The 21,170-nt window shown below is 42.2% G+C and carries 20 protein-coding genes; 12 read left to right on the top strand and 8 right to left on the bottom strand.

Translation table 11 applies throughout. From position 1 onward, the window contains the following. The first annotated feature begins 147 nt into the window (after positions 1-147). The 7 genes from BC659_RS07180 to BC659_RS07150 all read left to right on the top strand — a co-directional run bounded on the left by BC659_RS07180 (position 148) and on the right by BC659_RS07150 (position 8,630). A complete protein-coding gene (locus BC659_RS07180; RefSeq protein ID WP_162847376.1) occupies positions 148-837 on the top strand; it encodes an RNA polymerase sigma factor in 690 nt (229 codons plus the stop codon). Then, on the top strand, positions 834-1,625 hold the full coding sequence (locus BC659_RS07175) for a HEAT repeat domain-containing protein (RefSeq protein ID WP_133473989.1): 792 nt from the start codon (positions 834-836) through the stop codon (positions 1,623-1,625). Before BC659_RS07180 ends, BC659_RS07175 begins: the two co-directional genes overlap by 4 nt. A gap of 96 nt (positions 1,626-1,721) precedes the next feature. Next, complete coding sequence (locus tag BC659_RS07170) at positions 1,722-2,489, top strand: DUF4097 family beta strand repeat-containing protein (RefSeq protein ID WP_133473988.1); 768 nt, start codon at positions 1,722-1,724, stop codon at positions 2,487-2,489. Between the two features lie 21 nt (positions 2,490-2,510). Continuing rightward, positions 2,511-3,239 carry a hypothetical protein gene (locus BC659_RS07165; protein ID WP_133473987.1) on the top strand — a complete coding sequence of 243 codons (729 nt, stop codon included), beginning with the start codon at positions 2,511-2,513 and terminating at the stop codon, positions 3,237-3,239. Between the two features lie 227 nt (positions 3,240-3,466). Further along, positions 3,467-4,774, top strand: a complete 1,308-nt coding sequence (locus BC659_RS07160) for a sugar porter family MFS transporter (RefSeq protein WP_133473986.1) — start codon at positions 3,467-3,469, stop codon at positions 4,772-4,774. A 65-nt stretch (positions 4,775-4,839) separates the two neighbouring features. Further along, positions 4,840-7,341 (top strand): TonB-dependent receptor, encoded by a 2,502-nt coding sequence (locus BC659_RS07155; protein WP_211340721.1) that lies wholly within the window; start codon positions 4,840-4,842, stop codon positions 7,339-7,341. Positions 7,342-7,550: 209 nt separating this feature from the next. Further along, positions 7,551-8,630 (top strand): serine hydrolase domain-containing protein, encoded by a 1,080-nt coding sequence (locus tag BC659_RS07150; protein WP_133473985.1) that lies wholly within the window; start codon positions 7,551-7,553, stop codon positions 8,628-8,630. 120 nt (positions 8,631-8,750) lie between these two features. Here the strand turns inward: BC659_RS07150 and BC659_RS07145 are convergent, their stop codons facing one another. The 8 genes from BC659_RS07145 to BC659_RS07110 form a co-directional block, all read right to left on the bottom strand. Next, entirely contained in the window at positions 8,751-9,728 is a 978-nt protein-coding gene (locus tag BC659_RS07145; protein ID WP_133473984.1) for an ABC transporter ATP-binding protein, read from the bottom strand. 147 nt (positions 9,729-9,875) lie between these two features. After that, the gene (locus BC659_RS07140) at positions 9,876-10,835 is read right to left on the bottom strand and encodes an L-threonylcarbamoyladenylate synthase (RefSeq protein ID WP_133473983.1); all 960 of its coding nucleotides are present in this window, start codon (positions 10,833-10,835) and stop codon (positions 9,876-9,878) included. Positions 10,836-10,975: 140 nt separating this feature from the next. Next, a complete protein-coding gene (locus BC659_RS07135; protein WP_133473982.1) occupies positions 10,976-11,266 on the bottom strand; it encodes an isoamylase early set domain-containing protein in 291 nt (96 codons plus the stop codon). Positions 11,267-11,368: 102 nt separating this feature from the next. Then, on the bottom strand, positions 11,369-11,632 hold the full coding sequence (locus BC659_RS07130; RefSeq protein WP_133473981.1) for a hypothetical protein: 264 nt from the start codon (positions 11,630-11,632) through the stop codon (positions 11,369-11,371). 139 nt (positions 11,633-11,771) lie between these two features. Next, complete coding sequence (locus tag BC659_RS07125) at positions 11,772-12,377, bottom strand: hypothetical protein (RefSeq protein ID WP_133473980.1); 606 nt, start codon at positions 12,375-12,377, stop codon at positions 11,772-11,774. Between the two features lie 3 nt (positions 12,378-12,380). Further along, complete coding sequence (locus BC659_RS07120; protein ID WP_162847375.1) at positions 12,381-12,860, bottom strand: RNA polymerase sigma factor; 480 nt, start codon at positions 12,858-12,860, stop codon at positions 12,381-12,383. Positions 12,861-13,072: 212 nt separating this feature from the next. Then, a complete protein-coding gene (locus BC659_RS07115; RefSeq protein WP_133473978.1) occupies positions 13,073-13,729 on the bottom strand; it encodes a response regulator in 657 nt (218 codons plus the stop codon). 117 nt (positions 13,730-13,846) lie between these two features. Then, positions 13,847-14,077: a helix-turn-helix domain-containing protein gene (locus BC659_RS07110; protein WP_133473977.1), complete on the bottom strand. Its 231-nt coding sequence runs from the start codon at positions 14,075-14,077 to the stop codon at positions 13,847-13,849. A gap of 40 nt (positions 14,078-14,117) precedes the next feature. Here BC659_RS07110 and BC659_RS07105 point away from each other — a divergent pair, with 40 nt between their 5' ends. From BC659_RS07105 to kdpA, 5 genes are all read left to right on the top strand, one after another. Further along, positions 14,118-14,354, top strand: coding sequence for a hypothetical protein (locus tag BC659_RS07105; protein ID WP_133473976.1), 237 nt, complete (start codon positions 14,118-14,120; stop codon positions 14,352-14,354). Positions 14,355-14,413: 59 nt separating this feature from the next. Continuing rightward, entirely contained in the window at positions 14,414-16,768 is a 2,355-nt protein-coding gene (locus BC659_RS07100) for an ATP-dependent helicase (RefSeq protein ID WP_133473975.1), read from the top strand. A 148-nt stretch (positions 16,769-16,916) separates the two neighbouring features. Further along, on the top strand, positions 16,917-18,257 hold the full coding sequence (locus BC659_RS07095; RefSeq protein WP_133473974.1) for a sigma-54-dependent transcriptional regulator: 1,341 nt from the start codon (positions 16,917-16,919) through the stop codon (positions 18,255-18,257). Beyond that, positions 18,238-18,978 (top strand): hypothetical protein, encoded by a 741-nt coding sequence (locus BC659_RS07090; protein ID WP_133473973.1) that lies wholly within the window; start codon positions 18,238-18,240, stop codon positions 18,976-18,978. Before BC659_RS07095 ends, BC659_RS07090 begins: the two co-directional genes overlap by 20 nt. Positions 18,979-19,459: 481 nt before the next feature. After that, entirely contained in the window at positions 19,460-21,160 is a 1,701-nt protein-coding gene (gene kdpA / locus BC659_RS07080) for a potassium-transporting ATPase subunit KdpA (protein ID WP_133473972.1), read from the top strand. Positions 21,161-21,170 lie beyond the last annotated feature (10 nt).

Genomic DNA, 21,170 nt, shown 5'->3' with positions numbered 1-21,170 from the left:
CGGAAGAACAGAGAAACAGAAGAATGTCCAACTTGAAAGATCTTCTGTTCTTCCGTTTCTCCCGTCACTATCCTAAGAAAAATTCAGGCGGCCCAATCGGGCCGCTTTTGTTTTATACAGGGGGCTAGAAACAGAGAAACTTCGAAGTTGAATATTCTACTGTTTCTCGGTTCTTCTGTTTTTCTTAGTTCATCTGTTCCAAAATTTTTTTCGGGTAAATTGTGTAACATAGAGAAAGATGCTGCGATTAGATCATTACAAGTACTCAGGCAAACAGATTTGGAACAGGTTTTTACAATAACACAGGATGAAGTGGTAGAAAGGTGTAAAAGGGGCGATACGTCTGCTTTCACCCAGTTGTACCATCAATATTCCAAAGAAGTGTACAATACCATTTTCCGTCTGGTGCCACATACCGGCGAGGCGGAAGACCTGTTGCAGGAAGTATTTGTGTCGGCTTTTCAGGCCATTCACAAATTTGAAAATACGGGTGGTTTCAGGGCCTGGGTGAAAAGAATAGCCATTAACCAGTCGATTTCCTGGATCAGGAAACAGAAAAAACTGAAAATGGTAGAGCTGGATGATACCAAAACCGGTTTTGCAGAAGAAGAGAGTATCGACGAGGCCCATTTTAGTTTTAAAGTAGAAGAAGTGAAGAGGGCCATTGAAGAACTGCCGGATACTTACCGGACCATTGTACAACTCTACCTGTTTGAAAATATACCACAGGAAGAAATAGCGATCATGCTGGGCATATCCTATAACAATGTGCGGATACAGTACCACCGGTCCAAACAAAAAATTTTGAAAAGCATCAGTGAAGGAGGTTTTGTATGAAAAATGAACTGGAAAAGTTTGTAGCAGAAAACAGGGAAGCATTCGATGACCGTATGCCGGGAGCAGATGTGCTGGCCCGTATACAGCAACGCATGGGCCATACGGAAGCAGCGCCAGCCAAAAAAGGCATCGTGGTTTCTTTCCGTACCATTCGCTGGGTAGCCGCTGCCTGTGTGGTGGTAATGGCCGGACTCGGTATCTGGTGGATGAACCTCGATAGCCAACAGGATCAGGTGTTGGCGGGTGTTATACAAAAACAACAAGAGAGCAAGGTACAGGATACAAAGGAGCAGGAAACAGAGAACAAGGAAATTGGTAATCAGGGAACAGAAGAGCTGAGCCCTGCCGCTATAGTAACAGCACCAACAGCATCTTTTGTAGCGAAGGTTGATCAGCGGAAAGAAATGCTCTTTGCCAATCTGGGTAATATGGAATCTGCCAGTACACGTATTGCTGCAGCCATGAAAGCTTATGATATGAAAAATGCAGACAGGGATATTGTAGATGCATTATTTCACACTATGAATAACGATCCCAATACCAATGTGCGTCTGGCTGCATTGGAAGCGATAGCCAAATTTCATCGTGAATCATATGTAAGAAAACAACTCACGGCAGCACTTAAAAAACAAAAAGACCCCATTGTACAGGTAGAACTGATTCAGGTACTTACCAAAATGAAACAGACCAGTATACTGGGTGAACTCGAAAAACTAGTGAAAGATGTGAATACAGATAAAGAAGTGAAAGACAGGGCCTATGCCAGTTTATTAACCTTAGGATCATAAACAACAACATAAACACAATTCGGGATCCATCGGTTCATGCATGACGATTCAATCCCGGACCCCCATCTCTAAATATAAAAACGAAAACAGAAAAAAATGAAAAAGATCATATTCAGCACCATCGCAGCATTACTGGTAACAGCAGCTTCTTTTGCACAGGAATTTAAACTGGCAAAATCAACCGGAAAATTAATCATCACCACCCCTGGCGTAACAGTAGAAGGGTATGATGGCAATGAAATTGTTTTCACCGGACGTGAAAAATCAGGCGAAGAAGATGAAAGAGCCAAGGGCCTGCGACCCATTAACGCATCAGGCTTACAGGATAATACCGGCCTTGGTGTAAACGTAAGTGATAAGGGTACAACGGTAGAAGTAACCCCTGTTGGCAAAAGCAGTAATAAACTGAAAATTAAAGTACCGAAAGGAATGGCTATTTCTTACAGCTTTTCCAAAGTAATGGAGAACAGTACGGCATCCTTTAAAAACCTCGAAGGCGAAATTGAAGTGTCTGTTCAGTACAATAAAGTTGATCTTGAAAATGTAACCGGTCCGCTCACTGTAAAAGCTGTATACGGCGGCGTAGACGTGAAATTCGGACAAAATATCAAAGGACCTATTTCACTGGTATCTGTTTACGGACACGTAGATGTATCTATGTCGCCAGCAGCCAAAGCCAACCTGAAACTGAATACATCATGGGGTGAAATACTGGCTTCTTCTGATTTTAAAATCGATATTGAAAAGTCGGGCGATATGGTAAGCTACAGCGATAACCATATCAAAGGTAAACTGAATGGCGGCGGCGTAGATATGACACTTACTTCCAACTACGGAAAAGTATACCTGCGTAAATCCAACTAATCAACTCCTAAAACAACGGTCATGCGAATATTATTGACCCTGTTATGCAGTATTTCATTGTACGCATTGCAGGCACAGCAAACTATTACCAAAACTTACCCGCTGAAAGCTGGTCAGGAACTGGAACTTTCTTTCGACTATCCCAAAGTCATTAAAGTAAGTACCTGGGATAAACCTGAAGTATCCATTACTGCAAGCGTAAGTATCAACAATGGTGAAAACAACGATGCTTTTCAGCTGATTGAAAATACCAGCGGTAATACACTTAGTATTAAGAACATTATCAAGGATCTGGATAAACTTCCGAAGAGATATACGATTGTACAGGATGGCAAAAAAACAGTCTTTACTTCTAAGGAAGATTTCAAAACTTTCTCAGCCGATAATAGAGGAGCGCGTTATTATTCTGAAGGGGTAGATATGGAAATTACCATTGAGGTAAAAGTTCCGCAGAGCCAGCTCTCTACTTTTCTCAAAGCAAAATACGGGATCGTTGAAATGGTGAATTACAATGCCCCCATTAAAGTAGACGCTACCTATGGTGGTATTGATGTAGCAGTGAATGAAAACACGACTGGTAAATTATCTGCCACTACACATTATGGTCAGATATACTCAAACCTAACACTCAATATTACTGATAAAGTAGAGAAAGATTTCTATACCTCTATTACAACAGCATTGGGTAAGGGTCCGGCCTATTCATTGAAATCGACTTATGGTAACCTTTACCTAAGAAAATCGTTATAGCATCATCGTTACAGGCTGTTTCTACAGACAGTACCGTTCTCATGTGTATCCGGGAGCCACTGCAAAGTGGCTCCTTTTTGTTTCTATAATACTCTTGTATGCTGAATGCTCTGTGCTATCAGCGGCAACTATAGATACCTCTGAAAGCATAGAGAAACACAGAAATTATCTCCGGACTTTCGGACTGACGGACTTTCCGTCTTATATTTAACTACAAGCTTGCTGCCATGAATAAGAAACTAGCCTTATGGTCCATAACCGTTGGTTTGGGCGGACTTTTATTTGGATTGGATGTTGCTGTTATCTCAGGTGCTGAACAGGCCATCCAGACTTTATGGAACCTCAGCGACTGGATGCATGGTACGGCCATCGCCATGGCATTGTACGGGACTGTTTTTGGTGCCGCACTGGGCAATATTCCCGCCAACCGTATCGGCAGAAAGAAAACCTTATTCTGGATAGGTATAGTTTTTCTCATTACTTCTATCGGCGCAGCACTGGCGCAGGATGTTTACAGCTTTATGGCTTTTCGCTTTTTGAGCGGATTGAGTATCGGTGCCTCTTCTGTAGTGGCACCCGTATATATTTCTGAAATAGCACCACCCAAATACAGGGGCCGTATGGTGATCTCTTTTCAACTCAACGTGGTAGCAGGCATCATGCTGGCCTATTTTTCCAATTATCTGTTACAGGGTTTGGGCGGAGAGCAGGACTGGCGCTGGATGCTGGGCGTGGTGGCCGTTCCTTCTTTATTGTTTTCTGTACTCATGTTATTTACACCCGAAACACCACGGTGGCTGGTATTGTATAAAAAAGATACAGCAGCCGCCAAAAAAGTACTGGCATTGACGGGTGATGCTACTGACGAAATGATCAGCGCCATTCAGCAATCTGTTTCAGCAACAAAAGAAAAACTATTTTCAAAAAAATTCTATTGGCCCTTATTACTGGCATTTCTCATTGCTTTTTTCAACCAGATGTCGGGCATCAATGCCATCATCTATTTCGCACCCAAGGTTTTTGAAATGGCCGGTATTGAAAGAAGCGGGGCCTTGTTATCAACGGTCGGCATTGGTGCGGTAAATCTTTTGTTTACCATTACAGGTTGGTACCTGATAGACCGTTTTGGAAGAAAGGCTTTAATGTACCTTGGCTCCATCGGTTATATTGTTTCGCTCTCACTGATTGCTTTTTCATTTAACAGTGCCGATAAAAGCATGATTGTATACTATGTGTTTTTATTCATAGCGGCGCATGCTGTGGGGCAGGGTGCGGTAATCTGGGTATTTCTTTCAGAACTGTTTCCCAATTCGGTTCGGGCAAGTGGTACTTCATTTGGCTGTTTAACACATTGGGTATTTGCGGCACTGGTGGCACAGGTATTTCCTTTCTTTGCGGCCAATGTACCTGGTACTTATATTTTCGGCTTCTTTGCTATAATGATGGTATTGCAATTGCTCTATGTCTGGAAAATGATGCCCGAAACAAAAGGCGTGGCGCTGGAAGACATGGAGAAAAGTATCGTACTACACTAAAACCGCCCTGTTTTTTCGTGAAGTACTAATTACCGAACCTTTTTTGCAGAGGGAAAGAAGAAAGGGTGGCATTATATAAACAAAAAGCCTGTTTTGTTGTTTATTACAGCAGAAAAACAGGAGATATGTTGAACAGATGGATGCAGACGATTTTTTTAGTGTTCGCTTTATGGTCTACAGGAAATGCGCAAACCATAAAAGAAGGAAACCTCACCGGTACCCTGATCGATAAAAACTCACAAAGACCAATTAGTGGTGCAACGATCTCATTAAGTCCTGCTGGCCTTACTACCCTGTCTGATACGACGGGTGCATTCCGCTTTACACAGTTATTACCTGGTACTTATAATATAACCATCAATAGTCTTGGCTTCAAAACCGTTTTACTAAACAACCTGCTCGTTACCAATGGTAATATCAATGTAGTGTCTGTTGAAATGGAGTCAATGGGTACTGTATTGTCTGATGTAACAGTAACGGGCAGAAGAAACACGGCACGTGCTGCCAGTATAGAAACGCCGCTGAGTGTGCAGCGCATGACCATTGAAGAGATCAAAAGAAACCCGGGGGGTAATTTTGATGTGAGTAAAGTGATTCAATCACTCCCCGGCGTAGGTGGTGGTGTTGGTGGCGGTGGATTCAGAAACGATATCATTATACGTGGTGGTGCACCCAATGAAAATGTGTATTACCTCGATGGTATAGAAATTCCGGTGATCAACCACTTTGGTACGCAGGGTAGTGGCGGTGGTCCGCAGGGTATTCTCAATGCGAATTTTATTGAAGAAGTAAAACTCAGCTCCAGTGCTTTTGATGCCCGTTATGATAATGCCTTAAGCAGCGTATTGCAATTCAAACAAAAAACAGGCAATGACAAAAGAACACAGGGTAACGTAATACTCAGTGCCACTGAACTGGCATTAACTGCAGATGGTCCGCTCAGTAATAAAACCACTTATCTGGCATCGGTAAGAAGAAGTTACCTGCAATTATTGTTTCAGGCCATTGACCTGCCGATCAGGCCTAATTACTGGGACTTTCAACTGAAAACTACGACCAAAATCAACCCAACTACCACTCTGAGCTTTTTGGGTTTGGGTGCTATTGATGAGTTCAGATTTGCGGCACCAAAAAAAGCAACGCCGGAGAAATTGTATGTAATCAATAGTAATCCCAGTATCAACCAGTGGAATTATACGGTTGGTGCCAGTCTGAAAAAACTTACTGCCAAAGGATTCTGGAACCTGGCTATCAGTAGAAACACTTTGAATAACACAGTAGAAAAATACGAAGACAACGAAAACCCTACACCTGCCACGCAAACATTATACACCGACAGCCGCGAAACAGAAAACAAACTGCGCTTTGATGTTACCAGTAATACGGCCGGATGGAAAATAAGTTATGGTGCTGTATTACAGTATGTTGATTTTGTAAACCGATTTGAAAACCTGTACCGTAAAGAACTGCGTGATCAGAATGGAAATATCATTCAGCCAGAAGTAAGGATCAAAGCGAACAGCAATGTAGACTTTTTACGCTATGGTGCTTTTTTACAGGCGGGCAAAAAAATATGGAATGAAAGGGTTGCGCTCAGTGCAGGTGTGCGGTTGGATGCCAATAGTTTATCGAACAGCGAATCCAATCCATTGCAACAGTTATCACCACGTATTTCAGTAAGCTATGCAATGGCTCCCAAATGGAACCTCAACGCAAGTGTGGGCAGCTATTACAAATTGCCTTCTTACACACAGCTGGCATTTATGGGAACGTTGGGTAAAAATCCGGGCAACTATATTCAGAGCACACACTATACTGCTGGTGTGGAATACATACCCTCTGGCAGCTTTCGCTTAACAGTGGAAGGATTTTATAAAAATTATGGACAGTATCCCGTAAGCATAACCGAAGGCATAAGCCTTGCCAATAAGGGAACGGAGTTTGGCAGTATTGGTAATGAGGCCATTGTACAAAACGGAAAAGGAAGAGCCTATGGTATGGAATTGTTTATGCAGAAAAAACTTACCAAACGCTTCTTTGGTATACTCAGCTATACTTTGTATAAATCTGAATTTACCGGGAGCAGCGGTAATTATTTACCGGCGGGTTGGGACAATGGTCAGCTACTCAGTATTACCATGGGTTATAAATTACCACGCAACTGGGAACTGGGTTTGAAGTTCCGTTACCAGGGCGCAGCACCATTAACACCTTTTGATTTGAATGCATCGAGACTCAATTACCTTAGTCTGGGCACAGGTGTATTGGATTACACAAGGTTCAACGCGAACCGATTACCGGCATTCCATGCCAGCGATATCCGCATCGATAAAAAATGGAACTATAAAAAAACAACACTCAACCTGTTTATTGATATTACCAACTGGTATGGTGCTACCGTAAGCGGTATGCCACAATATACATTTCAGCGTACACCAGATAACAAATCATTCCTTACTACTAACGGACAACCCATTGCTGCCAATGGAAGTAATGCCATTCCTTTGATATTATCCAATGCAGAAGTACAGGTAACACCAACATTTGGATTGATAGTTGAATTTTAGTCTGATATATCAGAATCGCTTTTATTTTCCGAGGGACTTCAATCCGGAGCAGGGTAATTGTAGACATTCAGGTGTTCTCTCCGAAAACTGCATACCTCTGCTCATATGCGCTGAATAATCGCGTAGATTCGAGTAGAAGGGGATTCACGAACCATCAGACCCCATTAAACCGAAAAAGAAAAATCAGGTCAAACGGTTTTATATATCCTATGAGAAATATTTTTTTCGTTGTACTAATCATGATTTGTATTTCTTCCTGCAAGAAGAATACCACAACGGCTCCAGCACCGGTAACCAATACTGGGACGCTTTATTTTCCATCTTCTACCTGGGAAACCGCAACCCCTGCCAGCCTTGGTTGGAATGAAACGGGCCTGAATGATGTTTACACGTATCTCCAGCAAAAAAATACAAAGGCGTTTATCATTCTAAAAAATGGTAAAATAGCTGCTGAGAAATATTTCGGAACCTTCACGGCAGACAGTAACTGGTACTGGGCATCGGCAGGCAAAACCATGACGGCTTTTTTAACGGGTATTGCACAGGAGCAGGGAATCATCAATATCAATTACAGAACATCTCAGTATATCGGTACAGGCTGGACCTCCTTACCCCTCGCCAAAGAAAACCTGATTACGGTAAAACATCAGCTCACTATGACAACTGGTTTGGATGATGGTGTTGCCGATTCAGATTGTACCACACCCGCCTGCCTGCAGTACAAAGCAGATGCTGGAACCAGATGGGCCTATCATAATGCCCCCTATACCTTGCTTGATAAAGTAATTGAAAGCGCCAGTGGATTAACGTACAACCAATACTTCCAGCAAAAAATACGTGATCGTATTGGTATGAATGGCTTATGGGTAAAACTCGGTTATAACAATGTATATATCAGTACAGCAAGAAGTATGGCGAGGTTTGGATTGCTTTTGCTGGCCAAAGGCAAATGGGATCAGACAACCATACTTGCTGATACCAATTATTTCAAGGCGCAGACCAACAGCTCGCAAAGCCTTAATCCATCTTATGGTTATCTAACCTGGCTCAATGGTAAGGGTTCGTATATGTTGCCCACCTTGCAGTTTGTGTTTTCAACTCATCTCTTTCCCAATGCTCCTGCCGATGCCTATGCTGCTTTGGGTAAGGATGATCAGAAAATATATGTAGTGCCTTCACAAGGACTTGTAATCATAAGACTGGGAGAATCTGCCGGACAAACACAGCTGGCTTTATCGAGTTTTGATAATGAGTTATGGGGTAAACTAAAAGCAGCGGCAGTATTTTAAAACAACTTGATCCTCACCCTCCCTTTATTCCCTTCTCCCTGCAAGAATCCGTTTTGCAAAACGGGATGTCTGATTTGTATAGTTTTTTTCGCAGGGAGAAGGGAATAAAGGGAGGGTCGGTTAGCTTTTTATAGTAACCCATACCAGATCACCTTTCTGGTAACCTGCTTTATCTGTCTGCACAATCATCGATTGTTCACCATTACTTACTGTTACCAAAAAGTAAGCACCACAATAAAGTACTTGTGTAACTACACAGTCTATTGCATTTTCATGTGAATCGGTGAGTTGTAGCTGTTCAGGTCTGATGAATAAAAGAGAGCGTGTATCGCGAAGACCCCATTTGGTTTTGAATGGATGATAGAGACCGCTTAATACACTGTAAGGACCAAATAACCCGGCGACATATTCATTGGCAGGATGCTGATAGATGTTTTTGGGAACATCATATTGTATGAGCTGACCATTTTTAAACACCATGATTTCATCGGCCCAGCTTAATGTATCCAATGGATCATGTGATACCATAATACAGGTAATCTTCAACTGTTCACTAATGGCATGAATAACAGCACTGATATTTTTTTTCTGTGGCAGGTCGAGATTGGAGAATGGTTCATCCAGTAATAGAAGTTCAGGAACACCTACCAGCAATTTTGCCAGTGCTACTCTCTGCCGTTCACCACCCGAAAGCTCTGTATTTTTTCTGTTCATCAGGTTGTCTACCCTGCAAACATGGTATAACTGTTCGGCTGATTCGGGAGCCAGCAGGTTTTTATAACTTAAGAGTTCATGAACCTTATAATTATTGCGCAATTCAAAATCCTGTGAGAGATAAGCGATGCCCGGATGTCCGGGTAACAAGGTTACCGGCGGACTTAACACCCGCTGGTTTTTGAAAAATATTTTTCCTGCATTGGGTGCAATATGTCCGGCAATCATACGAAGCAGGGAGCTTTTACCCGATCCTGTTTCTCCTACAATTGCCAGTTTTTTTTGGTAAGGTAACTGAAAGCTTAGTGGGTGAACAATCAGGTTACCGGCTTCCGTTTTACTTACAGCTTCTACCCGTAATAAATATTCTGTTTGCTGACTCATACGCACTTACTCGGGCGTGAAAGTAAATAAACTTTAGCAAGAAAAATGAAATAAGAAACAGCTTAATAAGGAATAAGAAATCAGAAAATGAAATACAGTTTTACTTTCTCATTTCTTATTTTTTATTCCTTATTTCTCTGTTGGATATTAGCTATGTGTCGCTCTCTGCAGGCGGTCGTTGATGGATCTGCCGAGTCCTTTATCGGGAAAGCGTTCTGCAATGATGATATCAAGCTGCTGCTGATCAAGTCTGTGCATGGCTGCATATAGATTGGATGCGGCTTCTTCCATTGAATTTTTTTCTGTTAAACGTTCCTGTACCACTATATCACCGGTAAGATAGGATTCACTGAAAACCATCAGCCCTATTTTCTTACCTGTATATTCCCGAATACTACGGGCTATATCTGAACTGAGTATGGTTTTGGTAGAGGGTGCATAATGCCTGAGCAACATACCGGGTGCCTCCGGATTTTCCTCATCGCGTATATATTCCTGTAAGGGTCCTGTAATTTTTTCAATTTCTTCTACAGCCAAAGAACCATAACGATATACTACGGCACCATCTGTATTAAATCCAATAATGGTAGATTCAATACCACTGATACAAGGACCACCATCCAGGATAAACGGAAATTCATCCTTAAAATAACTGGCCACATGCTGCGCTGTGGTAGGACTGATGCTTCCGAACGGATTGGCACTGGGGGCAGCAAGGGGAAAAGGAAGTTGTTTCAGCAACGCCAGTGTAACCGGATGATTGGGTACGCGCAAAGCTACCGTAGCTTTACCTGCCGTAATCAGATCAGGGATGATTTCTTTTTTTGGCAGCAATAAAGTAAGCGGTCCGGGCCAGAATTGGCTGGCCAGCATTCGGGCGATCGGTGGAATGTCAGTAGCCACATCATCCATTGCCGATACATCTGCCAGATGAACAATCAGCGGATTAAATAAGGGTCTTTGCTTGATACGGAAAATACTACGTATCGCTTTCTCACTGTAAATATTGCCTGCCAATCCATACACTGTTTCTGTAGGAATAGCGGCCACTTCTTCCATAGAAAGACTGGCCGCCACTTCGGTAATATGTTCGGTGATAATAGGCATGTATTAAAAGCTTCAAGCTTCAGGCTGCAAGCTACAAGCTTTTGGTGGAGAAAATTAACAAATAAAGGCTATCCCTGACTCGTGAGGGCAGCCGCTATCTCAAATAAATCCCTTATTTTATTTTCTCTGTTTCTTATTTTCTACAGCGTTAGCACGCTATTGCTGGAACCGAATACATTTTCCACTTCTCCGTCTGCTTCGGGTTCATTGATCCATTCTGTTTCGTTGAGGAGGTAGCGGAATTCGTGTTTCGTAGCTTTAGGCAGTTGTATTTCAGCAGTAAAGCTGCCATCTTTTTTCTTTTTCATGGGTACCGGATTGCTCCAGTCATCATTCAATCCTAATATCGATGCGGTTTCTGTATCCTGTATTTCAAGGTTAAATTTTACTTTACAGTAATCCTTGGTTTTGTAGATGGTTTTCTGAATCATGGTTGGTTGTTTGCTTGCCCTTAATACAAAAAAGAGCCAATGGTAACCCAACGAGTAAAAGAATCAAGAAACAAGGTTCAGGATACAGGGTTACGGGATAGGTTAACGATTGTTTGTTAAGAGCAGAACAAAGATGCTCATGGTAATCGCTACATGAACCACTAGCCAGATTCTCTGGTAGAGTGGTCTTTTTCCAAACGGTATTTTGGCATCAAAGGGATCGAATACAGGCGCCAGGCCCCAGAAAACAACTGCCGTTCCGTAATCAGGCTTCAGGAGAAAATAAATACCCGCAACCAGGAAAACAGCATAAGCGACTTTTTCCCACTTACCATTTACAGACTTTGTTTTTACAGAAGCCTCCATAAAAGATACTTTATAATATAAGTCGTATACGGAAACAAAAAATTACAGACAGCAGCAGGAAATAAATAAGAAAGGAGAAAATAACCTATTACTGCTCCACTTTCTCATTTCATATTTCTTATTCCTTATTTCATATTTCTTATTTCTTCAGATCTTCAATGTTTTGCTTCAGCACTTCCAGGTGTCGGCCGAAAGCGCGATGGGTAAGCCATTTGGCGAGGTAGAAGCCACAGGGAACAAGGATGGCAGTAACAATCACCAGGGCGATCCACATAACCGGCTTGCTCATGATTTCATCTACAGATTTACCCGCACCTACCGTGCCTCCGAGCATGAAGCCACCGGCGGCGCTGATGGGATAAATAAAAATACCGGCCCTTTTTTGTTGCTGTATCCAGCGGTTGATATTCTGATAGTTTCTTTCCAGTTCTTCCAGCAGAGAGTTATCGGGAACACTTAGTCTGATGTTCCGGTATTCCAGTAAGGTGGAATAAGCGGCCCAGACAGTGAAGAGAAAAAGAATACCGATGCAAAGCCTTGTTTGCCAGAACGGGAAATAGATAATGATCAGCAGGTACCCGAGCGCAATGAGAAGGGCCCAGATACTGTTGATCAACATATTTTTTTTAATGGTAGCCAGCGGACTTTTCGTCTGGAGATGATGCAGTACGCGGGGTTTTAGCAGGGAAGCCAAAACCTCATCGGGCTGTTCGTCTATATCTTTCCAGGTTTTTTCGATACTCATCTGCTATTGCTTTAAAAGGTTGGCCAATTGTTGTTTACAGCGATGCAGTTTTACTGCTACATGGTTAACGGTAATACCGAGTACATCAGCAATCTCCGCATTTTCATATCCGTCGAGGTGCATCGAAATCAATGCACGATCCGTTTCCGGGAGCGTGCGGATAGCATTTCTGAGCCTGTCTATTTCTTCTTTTTTATGTTGTGTGGTATCAGTAGCCAAATGAGCTACCGGCTCTAATGAGTCGAGGTAATCGATCCGGTTTACTTTTCTTTTCTGTGTAAGAATGGTATTCAGACAGATACGGTACAGCCAGGTACTGAATTTGGCATCACCCCGGAAGGAAGACCAGGAACGCCAGGCCTGTAACAACACTTCCTGGTAAAGGTCTTTCCGCTCCTCTCCATCCGTAGCATACAAACCCACGAGCTTATAAATAATGCCCTGATTGTTTTTCACCGCCTCCAGAAATTCTGTTTCGCTCAAATTGATAAAGTTTCCTGTTCATTAGTTGCAGACCACCAACGAAAATTACAGCAGAAGCAGAAAATAAGAAATAAGAAACATGAAATAAAGCCTGCCCTGAGCGTAGTCGAAGGGGAACAGAGAAAGTGAGATATGCTTACACTTTCTTATTTCATGTTTCTTATTCCTTATTTCTTATTCCCTTCGAATACGCTCAGGGCAGGCCTTATTCTCTACTTGGCTATATACAGTCCTTTTTCACAGGCATAGGTAACGAGACCGGCAATACTTTTTACCCGCATTTTTTTCATGATGCGGGTACGGTGACCTTCTACCGTGCGCTGACTGATATATAACATGTGTGCCACTTCTTTGCTGGAAAAGCCATCGCAGATTAAACGGATAATATCTTTCTCCCTTTCTGAAAAAACAATGAGATGGTTACGATAGCCACTCTGGTATTTTTCAATCAGGTCCAACACCTGTTTACCGCTTTCCTTGCAGAAATAAGGACGGTTTTCATATACTGCTTCAATGGCTTCGAGAATTTCTTTTTTGCCTACACCCTTGGTAAGATAACCCAGGGCCCCGGCCTCCAGCATTTCCATGATATGGGTTTCCTGACTGAATACGGAGAGGGCAATGATGCGTTTGGTAACCTGCCGTTTACAGAGTTCTTTAACAGCCATTACACCATCCATCACCGGCATCGACACATCTACCAATATTACATCGGGTTTTAGCTGCTGTGCCAGTGTGAGCAATTCTGAACCATTGGAAGCTTCACCGATGATGTTGAGAGAATTCACATCTTCCAGGATTTTTTTAAAACCCTTTCTGAAAATGAGGTGGTCATCAGCAATCAATAATTTGATGATTTTATGATTCATACAGGTTTATTTTTACCTGTGTGAAATAAATAAACGAAAACTGCTCTACATAGGTGGTAAATACTCTATTTCTGGTGGTAATTACTCTTTTTTCAGGAAAAAAGAGGGTTTTCCGTACTATTTGGGTGTTTTGAACCCATGTAATAACTCTTCAGGTGACATTTCAAGACCCTGTGCAATGGTTAATAAAGTAATGAGGACAATGTTTACTTTTCCTTTTTCAATGCGCTGGAGATGACTGTATTCCATATCGCAGGCAATCGCAAGCTGATGTATGCTCAACTTACGCTCTTTCCTGATCTGAGTCAGGTGTTTGCCAAATGCTTCTAGTACAGCATCCTTGTTCATTCGGCAACAAGGTCACTTGAAACCATAAAATGATTGGCGTATGATCATATGCCAATTGTTTTTTCTTCTTAACTTTACAGACAGAATAAAAACAATGCTACCACTCTTCTCCTTTTTACCCGACAGGAAACCTGCGATTGTTTCGAAGCGCGTACACGATCAGTTATTGTATGCCATCGGTAGAAATATAGCCATTGAGCAGCTGGCAGAACGAAAAAAGAACCCTAAGGCCCTGCAGAAATCGAAAAAAACGAACCTTAACAAAGGCAAGGCATAAACCCACCTAACTTATTCACGCCTGCTCCCCGAACCCACCCAACTGATTAACTTGCGCCCATGCAAGAGTACCTGAATGGATTGAATGAACCCCAGCGCGAAGCTGTTACACATATCAAAGGCCCTTTGATGATTGTGGCTGGCGCCGGTAGTGGCAAAACAAAAGTATTAACCACACGCATCGCCCATCTTATGAACAATGGTGTGGATGCTTTTAATATTCTCGCCCTCACATTTACCAATAAAGCCGCCGCCGAAATGAAAGAGCGTATTGAGCGGATTTTAGGTAATGCAGAAGCACGTAACTTATACATCGGCACTTTCCACAGTGTATTTGCCCGCATACTGAGGGCTGAAGCACACCGGATCGGTTATCCCAACAGTTTTACCATTTACGATACCGACGACAGCCGCTCTGTTATCAAAACCGTGGTAAACGAACTCAACCTAGACGATAAACATTATAAACCCAATGTCGTAGGCAGCCGCATTTCCTCGGCCAAAAACGCATTGGTGGGTCCGGCAGAATATGCCACCGATTATTATATACAGCAGGAAGATATGCGCGCCAACCGACCGGCCATTGCACAGATCTATGCCGCTTATGCCAACCGTTGTTTTAAAAACGGTGCCATGGATTTTGATGACCTGCTGCTCAAAATGTACGAACTGCTGAAAAACTTCCCCGAAGTATTACATAAGTACCAGCATAAATTTAAATACATCCTGATTGATGAGTACCAGGATACCAATCCCGTTCAGTACCAGATTACCAAACTGCTGGCAGCAGTACACGAAAATATTTGTGTGGTGGGCGATGATGCACAGAGTATCTATAGCTTCCGCGGTGCTACGATTGAAAATATACTACAGTTTCAGAAAGACTACGACGATGTAAAAGTGGTAAAGCTGGAACAGAACTACCGCAGCAGCCAGAACATTATTCATGTAGCCAATGAGGTGATCAAAAACAACAAGGGACAAATACCTAAAAACCTCTGGACAGAAAACAAGCAGGGCGATAAAATTGTACTGGTTCGTACCATGACTGATAATGATGAGGGTCGTTTTGTGGCTGATTGTATTCAGGAACAGAAACTGCGCTATCATTTTTACAATAAAGATTTCGCCATTCTTTACCGTACCAATGCACAGAGCCGTTCTTTTGAAGAGAGCCTGCGCAGAATGGGCATTGCCTATCGCATTTATGGAGGTGTAAGCTTCTACCAGCGCAAAGAAGTAAAAGATTTTCTGGCCTATCTGCGTGTAATTGCCAATACCAGAGATGAAGAAGCACTCAAACGAATCATTAACTACCCTGTTCGGGGTATCGGTAAAACCACCATTGAAAAATGTGTGATTGCCGCCAACGAACAGAATATTTCCATGTATGAAGTGGTATCGCGTGCAGGAGAATTTGGTTTTAAAGCCGGCACACTGGAAGCCCTTCAGAACTTTCATACTATGATCCGCTATTTCCAGAGCATGCTTACCAATACCAATGCCTATGATGTGGCCATACAGGTGGGTAAACATACCAATCTGGTAAAAGAACTCTTCAATGATAAAACCACGGAAGGACTGGCCCGCTATGAAAATATTCAGGAATTACTCAACTCTATTAAAGAGTGGACAGAAAGCCCCAGTAATGAAGATGGAGAACTGGGCGATAAATCACTGGGCTCTTATTTACAACAGATTACATTGTTAACCGATGCGGATGATGATAAAGGCGAACAGGATGCGGTTAAAATGATGACCATACATGCCGCCAAAGGCCTGGAATTTGAGTGTGTGTTTGTGGGTGGTGTGGAAGAAACCTTGTTTCCGAGTGGTATGTCGATCAATACCCGTGAAGAGCTGGAAGAAGAGCGCCGTTTATTTTATGTGGCCGTAACCCGCGCCAAGCAAAAGCTCTGGCTCACATACGCCAATGCCCGTTACCGTTTCGGTCAGCTGGTGCAGAACGACCCCAGCCGATTTATCGAAGAAATGCCCGAACAGTATATTGATAAAACCTATGCCGGTGGTGGTGCCCGCAACAATGCAGGCAGTGATATGGGCAGCGCTTTTGAAAGAATGCAGCGGGGCTTTGGTTTTGGTGGAAGCAGTAATGCTGCTGCCGCTGAAAGAAAATACGGCCCGCCGCCAAGCCGCAAACCCTCTTCCAAACCGGAATACTTACCCGTGCAACCACCTGCGGCAAAAGTGGTGGCACATGTTCCTTCGGCCGATTTTGTGGCCAGTGATACTTCACAGTTACAGGCCGGACAAAAAGTAGAGCACCAGAAATTTGGCTTCGGAACGGTATCGAGTGTTGAAGGCTCGGCTCATAACCCGGTAGCCACCATTCAGTTTGAAAAGAACGGCGAGAAAAAAATCATGCTCAATTATGCCAAGTTGCGGATTGTGTGAGAACAGAGAAATAACGAACATGAAATAAGAAATCTGAAAGTAATTTGGCATTCATTTTCCGATTTCTCTGTTCCTTATTTCTTATTCCTCTGTTTCTTGTTCTTCTGCTCCTCTTCTGGCTATCTTTGCCCTTACACAAATATTCTTATTGAACACCATTCTCATTATTGACGACGAAGAAAAATTACGGACACTGCTTTCCAGGATTATTTCATTGGAAGGGTTTGAAGTAATACAGGCAGGTAATGCAAAACTGGCACTGAAAAAACTGGAACAACAGGAAGTTGATGTGGTATTATGCGATGTAAAGCTGCCGGATACCAATGGTGTTGAGCTGTCTGCACAGATCAGGGAAAAATATCCGCATATAGAAGTCATTCTCTTGACAGCATTTGGAAATATTCCAGATAGTGTACAGGCCATCAAAAACGGTGCATTTGACTATATCACGAAAGGTGACGACAATGACCGTATCATACCCTTGTTGTATAAGGCCATGGAAAAAGTAGCTTTATCAAAGCGACTCGAACAACTGGAAAAAAGGCTGGGTAATAAATATTCATTCAATAGCATATTGGGTCAGTCCAAAGTGATACGCCAGGCCATTGAAGCTGCTGAAAGAGTATCTGCAACTGAAGCAACCGTTTTATTGAATGGAGAAACAGGAACGGGGAAAGAAGTTTTTGCACAGGCCATTCATAATAACAGTAATAGAAATAAACAACCATTCATAGCTGTAAACTGTGCCGCTTTCAGTAAAGAGTTGCTGGAAAATGAATTGTTCGGACATAAAGCAGGTGCTTTTACCGGCGCCATAAAAGACACCAAAGGCATTTTGGAAGAAGCCAATGGCGGAACAGTATTTCTTGATGAGATCGGTGAAATGCTGATTGATCTTCAGGCCAAATTATTACGGGTGCTTGAAACAGGTCAGTTTTTAAAAGTGGGCGACAGTAAAGCCACTACAGTAAACCTGCGGATCATTGCCGCCACCAACCGCAACTTACAGGATGAAATTAAGCAGGGACATTTTCGAGAAGATCTTTATTACCGGATATCAGTTTTCCAGATCTATTTACCACCATTGAGAGAACGTGTTGCTGATATAGAAGAACTGGCTGTTTATTTTGTGTCGCGCTTTGCCGATAAACTCAATAAAAAACAGGTTCAGTTATCAAAAGAATACCTGTTGGCATTAGAAGCACATCCCTGGAAAGGAAATATCAGGGAACTGAAAAATGTGATTGAAAGGAGCATGATTTTAATGAACGGACAACTGTTAACAATCGATACACTCCCATCCGATTTTCAACCACACATGCCGGATAATGATACACGGGCATCAAACTTTGATCTTGCAAGCGCAGAGAAATTGCATATTCAAAAAGTGTTACAACATACAAAGGGCAATAAAACAGAAGCTGCCAAACTGCTGAATATTGCACTTACTACTTTATACCGAAAGATTGATGAATACCAGATATCATAAAATAATACACGGCATTATAGCAAGTTGCTGTATTGTATTAACTATTATACAAACAGGCTGTACAACCATAAAAAAGAATGCGCTGGAAGATTTACCAGAGGGAAAGTACACCGTCTCTGCAAAATCAGATCGTTCTTTTTTAGCCTCTCCGGATTCTTTTCAAAAAGGTTCTGTGAAAAAAATACAGCTCTACCAGGAAGATTCTTTGTATTTCCTGATACCCGGCACTCCGGTAAAAGGAACGGTTCGTCTCTTACCAGGAAAAAGCCAGACTATAGTGCTGTATAAATCGAGTTTTGATTTTGATGTTTTTACAACACCATTCAAATTCAGACCTGCTACCACTACAATTCCCCAGCAACTCAATACTAATTTTAACGGGTCATTCTATTTTGGTTATCGTGGCGATCGATTCAGTATCAAGCGAACGCAACTTACCAATGATATATCCAGAGATTATTTTACAAAAGCAGGAATTGGTATCGGTGCTTTTGTAGGAGTAGGTACCGCTTTTGTTAATCCAATCTCAATGCGTAACGCCATCGATTATGAATACGATGCTGTGGCCATTGACTACGGATTGGCCGTTTTGCTTGGCTTGAGAAACTTTAATACCGGTATTTCTGTTGGGTTCGATTTTCTTACAGACAGAAATAAAAAACAATGGGTGTACCAGCATAAGCCCTGGATAGGCATTTTTATAGGATTGAATCTTAATTAACCCTTTCAAAACGATAGTGTCAACCCTTTCATTTTGAAAGGGTTTTTTATTGCCCGCTTTGTTACATAAAATCTGTAATACCTACTGCTATTACGTTTTACTCAATTTCATGCATTCAGGCATTTGAATTGCCTGTTTCTGGCATCAACAATACAAAATCATATGAAACTAAAAAACAGGTTACGATCCTGGCATTTAGTGGCAGGGTTTTATTCCGTGATCATCATTGCGGGAATTATTTACAGGATACTTAAACATTAATATATGCTGACACTCATGCTTACCCTGGCAGGCCTCTTCTGTTTTCTGCTCTTCTTCAGATCTATTAACTACTTCGAAAAATTTTAAAACCATGTTATACCTCTTCATCATTGCTATTGCAGTATTCTGTTACATGTGTTATGTACTCGTGAAACCGGAGAAATTCTGACAGGAACTGTATAACAGGCATTTTTCATTTCAAAACATTCAATTCTCATTTATGTATGCTGAAATTACAGGCATCGTCATCATGTTCGGTGCAAGTTTATTATTCGCCATTCCATTGGGCAAATACATGGCCAATGTGTTTGCCGGTAACCGCAGTTTTCTGGACAAGGTGATGAACCCGGTTGAAAAATTTCTTTTTCGCTTTAGCGGAATAGACCCTACCCGCGAAATGAACTGGAAACAACACATGACAGCCATGCTGTTCATAAACCTTGTCTGGTTTTTACTGGGCATGTTTGTATTAATGAACCAGAGCTGGTTACCACTGAACCCCGATGGCAACCCCGATATGAGCGCCGATCTTGCTTTTAATACCAGCATCTCATTTGTAGTAAACTGTAACCTCCAACACTATTCTGGTGAAACTGGATTGAGTTATCTGGGTCAGTTGTACCTGATGTTTTTACAGTTTGTAAGTGCTGCAACAGGTATAGCAGCCACGGTGGTATTGTTCAAAGCGTTAAAAGAAAAAGCCACCAACCAGTTGGGTAATTTCTACCTGTATTTTATAAAATCTATTACCCGCGTTTTATTACCACTTTCCATAATAGTTGCCATACTGTTTTTATTGAATGGAATGCCCATGGGTTTTGAAGGAAAAGACAGCTACATAAGTTTACAAGGCGACACGGTTCAAGTGTCAAGGGGTCCGGTAGCTGCATTTGTTCCGATAAAACATTTGGGTACCAATGGTGGCGGATTTTTCGGAGCCAACAGTGCACATCCATTAGAGAATCCATCTTATTTCACCAACATCATTCAAATGATCGCACAACTGATCATTCCCTTCGCCATGATTTTTGCCTTTGGTTATTTTATCAAAAGAAAAAAATTAGCATGGATGATTTTTAGTGTGATGACGGTAGGTTTTCTTTTGCTCGCCGTACCCAATATCATCCAGGAAATAAACGGTAACCCTGCTATCAGTAAAATGGGTATTGATAATCGTTTGGGTGCTATGGAAGGAAAAGAAGTGCGTTTTGGTGCCGCCGCTTCCGGTTTCTGGAGCATTGTTACAACGGTAATTTCAACCGGCTCGGTAAACGCCATGCACGACAGTACTATGCCGATCAGTGGTATGAACGAAATGCTGGCCATGATGGTAAACAGTTTTTATGGAGGCTGTGGGGTGGGACTACTCAACTTTTTCATCTTTATTATCCTGGCTGTATTTATCAGTGGACTGATGGTGGGTCGCACACCCGAATTCATGGGAAAGAAAATTGAAGCAAGAGAAATAAAAATAGCGATGATTATTGCGCTGCTGCACCCATTACTGATATTAACGGGTACGGCACTGTCAAGCTACCTCATTGTAAACCATCCTGAACTATATGGCGGCTGGCTGAACAATCCCGGCTATCATGGTTTCAGTGAAATGTTGTATGAGTACACTTCATCAGCGGCCAATAATGGCAGTGGTTTTGAAGGATTGGGTGATAACAATATGTGGTGGAACATCAGTACCGGTTTTGTACTCATACTGGGCCGGTTCTTACCCATTATTGGTCCTGTTGCTATTGCCGGATTACTGGCATCCAAAAAATATATTCCTGAAAGTGCAGGTACACTGAAGACAGATACACCCACATTCGGTATCATGATTTTTGCAGTAATACTGATTGTTACGGCACTTTCCTTCTTCCCATCACTGGCACTCGGCCCGATTGCTGAATTTTTTTCCATGATTTAAAACAAGCAAA

The sequence above is a fragment of the Sediminibacterium goheungense genome (assembly GCF_004361915.1).
Lineage (GTDB): Bacteria > Bacteroidota > Bacteroidia > Chitinophagales > Chitinophagaceae > Sediminibacterium > Sediminibacterium goheungense.
Note: the sequence above shows the minus strand (reverse complement) of the source record. Positions and strands in the feature narration are given on the sequence as shown.

Coding starts and splice junctions, on each gene's coding strand:
- BC659_RS07160 (WP_133473986.1), top strand. CDS start 3,467: ATGAATAAGAAACTAGCCTTATGGTCCATAACCGTTGGTTTGGGCGGA.
- BC659_RS07115 (WP_133473978.1), bottom strand. CDS start 13,729: ATGAATCATAAAATCATCAAATTATTGATTGCTGATGACCACCTCATT.
- BC659_RS07125 (WP_133473980.1), bottom strand. CDS start 12,377: ATGAGTATCGAAAAAACCTGGAAAGATATAGACGAACAGCCCGATGAG.
- BC659_RS07135 (WP_133473982.1), bottom strand. CDS start 11,266: ATGATTCAGAAAACCATCTACAAAACCAAGGATTACTGTAAAGTAAAA.
- BC659_RS07145 (WP_133473984.1), bottom strand. CDS start 9,728: ATGAGTCAGCAAACAGAATATTTATTACGGGTAGAAGCTGTAAGTAAA.
- BC659_RS07090 (WP_133473973.1), top strand. CDS start 18,238: ATGAATACCAGATATCATAAAATAATACACGGCATTATAGCAAGTTGC.
- BC659_RS07110 (WP_133473977.1), bottom strand. CDS start 14,077: ATGAACAAGGATGCTGTACTAGAAGCATTTGGCAAACACCTGACTCAG.
- BC659_RS07140 (WP_133473983.1), bottom strand. CDS start 10,835: ATGCCTATTATCACCGAACATATTACCGAAGTGGCGGCCAGTCTTTCT.
- BC659_RS07130 (WP_133473981.1), bottom strand. CDS start 11,632: ATGGAGGCTTCTGTAAAAACAAAGTCTGTAAATGGTAAGTGGGAAAAA.
- BC659_RS07100 (WP_133473975.1), top strand. CDS start 14,414: ATGCAAGAGTACCTGAATGGATTGAATGAACCCCAGCGCGAAGCTGTT.
- BC659_RS07170 (WP_133473988.1), top strand. CDS start 1,722: ATGAAAAAGATCATATTCAGCACCATCGCAGCATTACTGGTAACAGCA.
- BC659_RS07150 (WP_133473985.1), top strand. CDS start 7,551: ATGAGAAATATTTTTTTCGTTGTACTAATCATGATTTGTATTTCTTCC.
- kdpA (WP_133473972.1), top strand. CDS start 19,460: ATGTATGCTGAAATTACAGGCATCGTCATCATGTTCGGTGCAAGTTTA.
- BC659_RS07105 (WP_133473976.1), top strand. CDS start 14,118: ATGATCATATGCCAATTGTTTTTTCTTCTTAACTTTACAGACAGAATA.
- BC659_RS07175 (WP_133473989.1), top strand. CDS start 834: ATGAAAAATGAACTGGAAAAGTTTGTAGCAGAAAACAGGGAAGCATTC.
- BC659_RS07165 (WP_133473987.1), top strand. CDS start 2,511: ATGCGAATATTATTGACCCTGTTATGCAGTATTTCATTGTACGCATTG.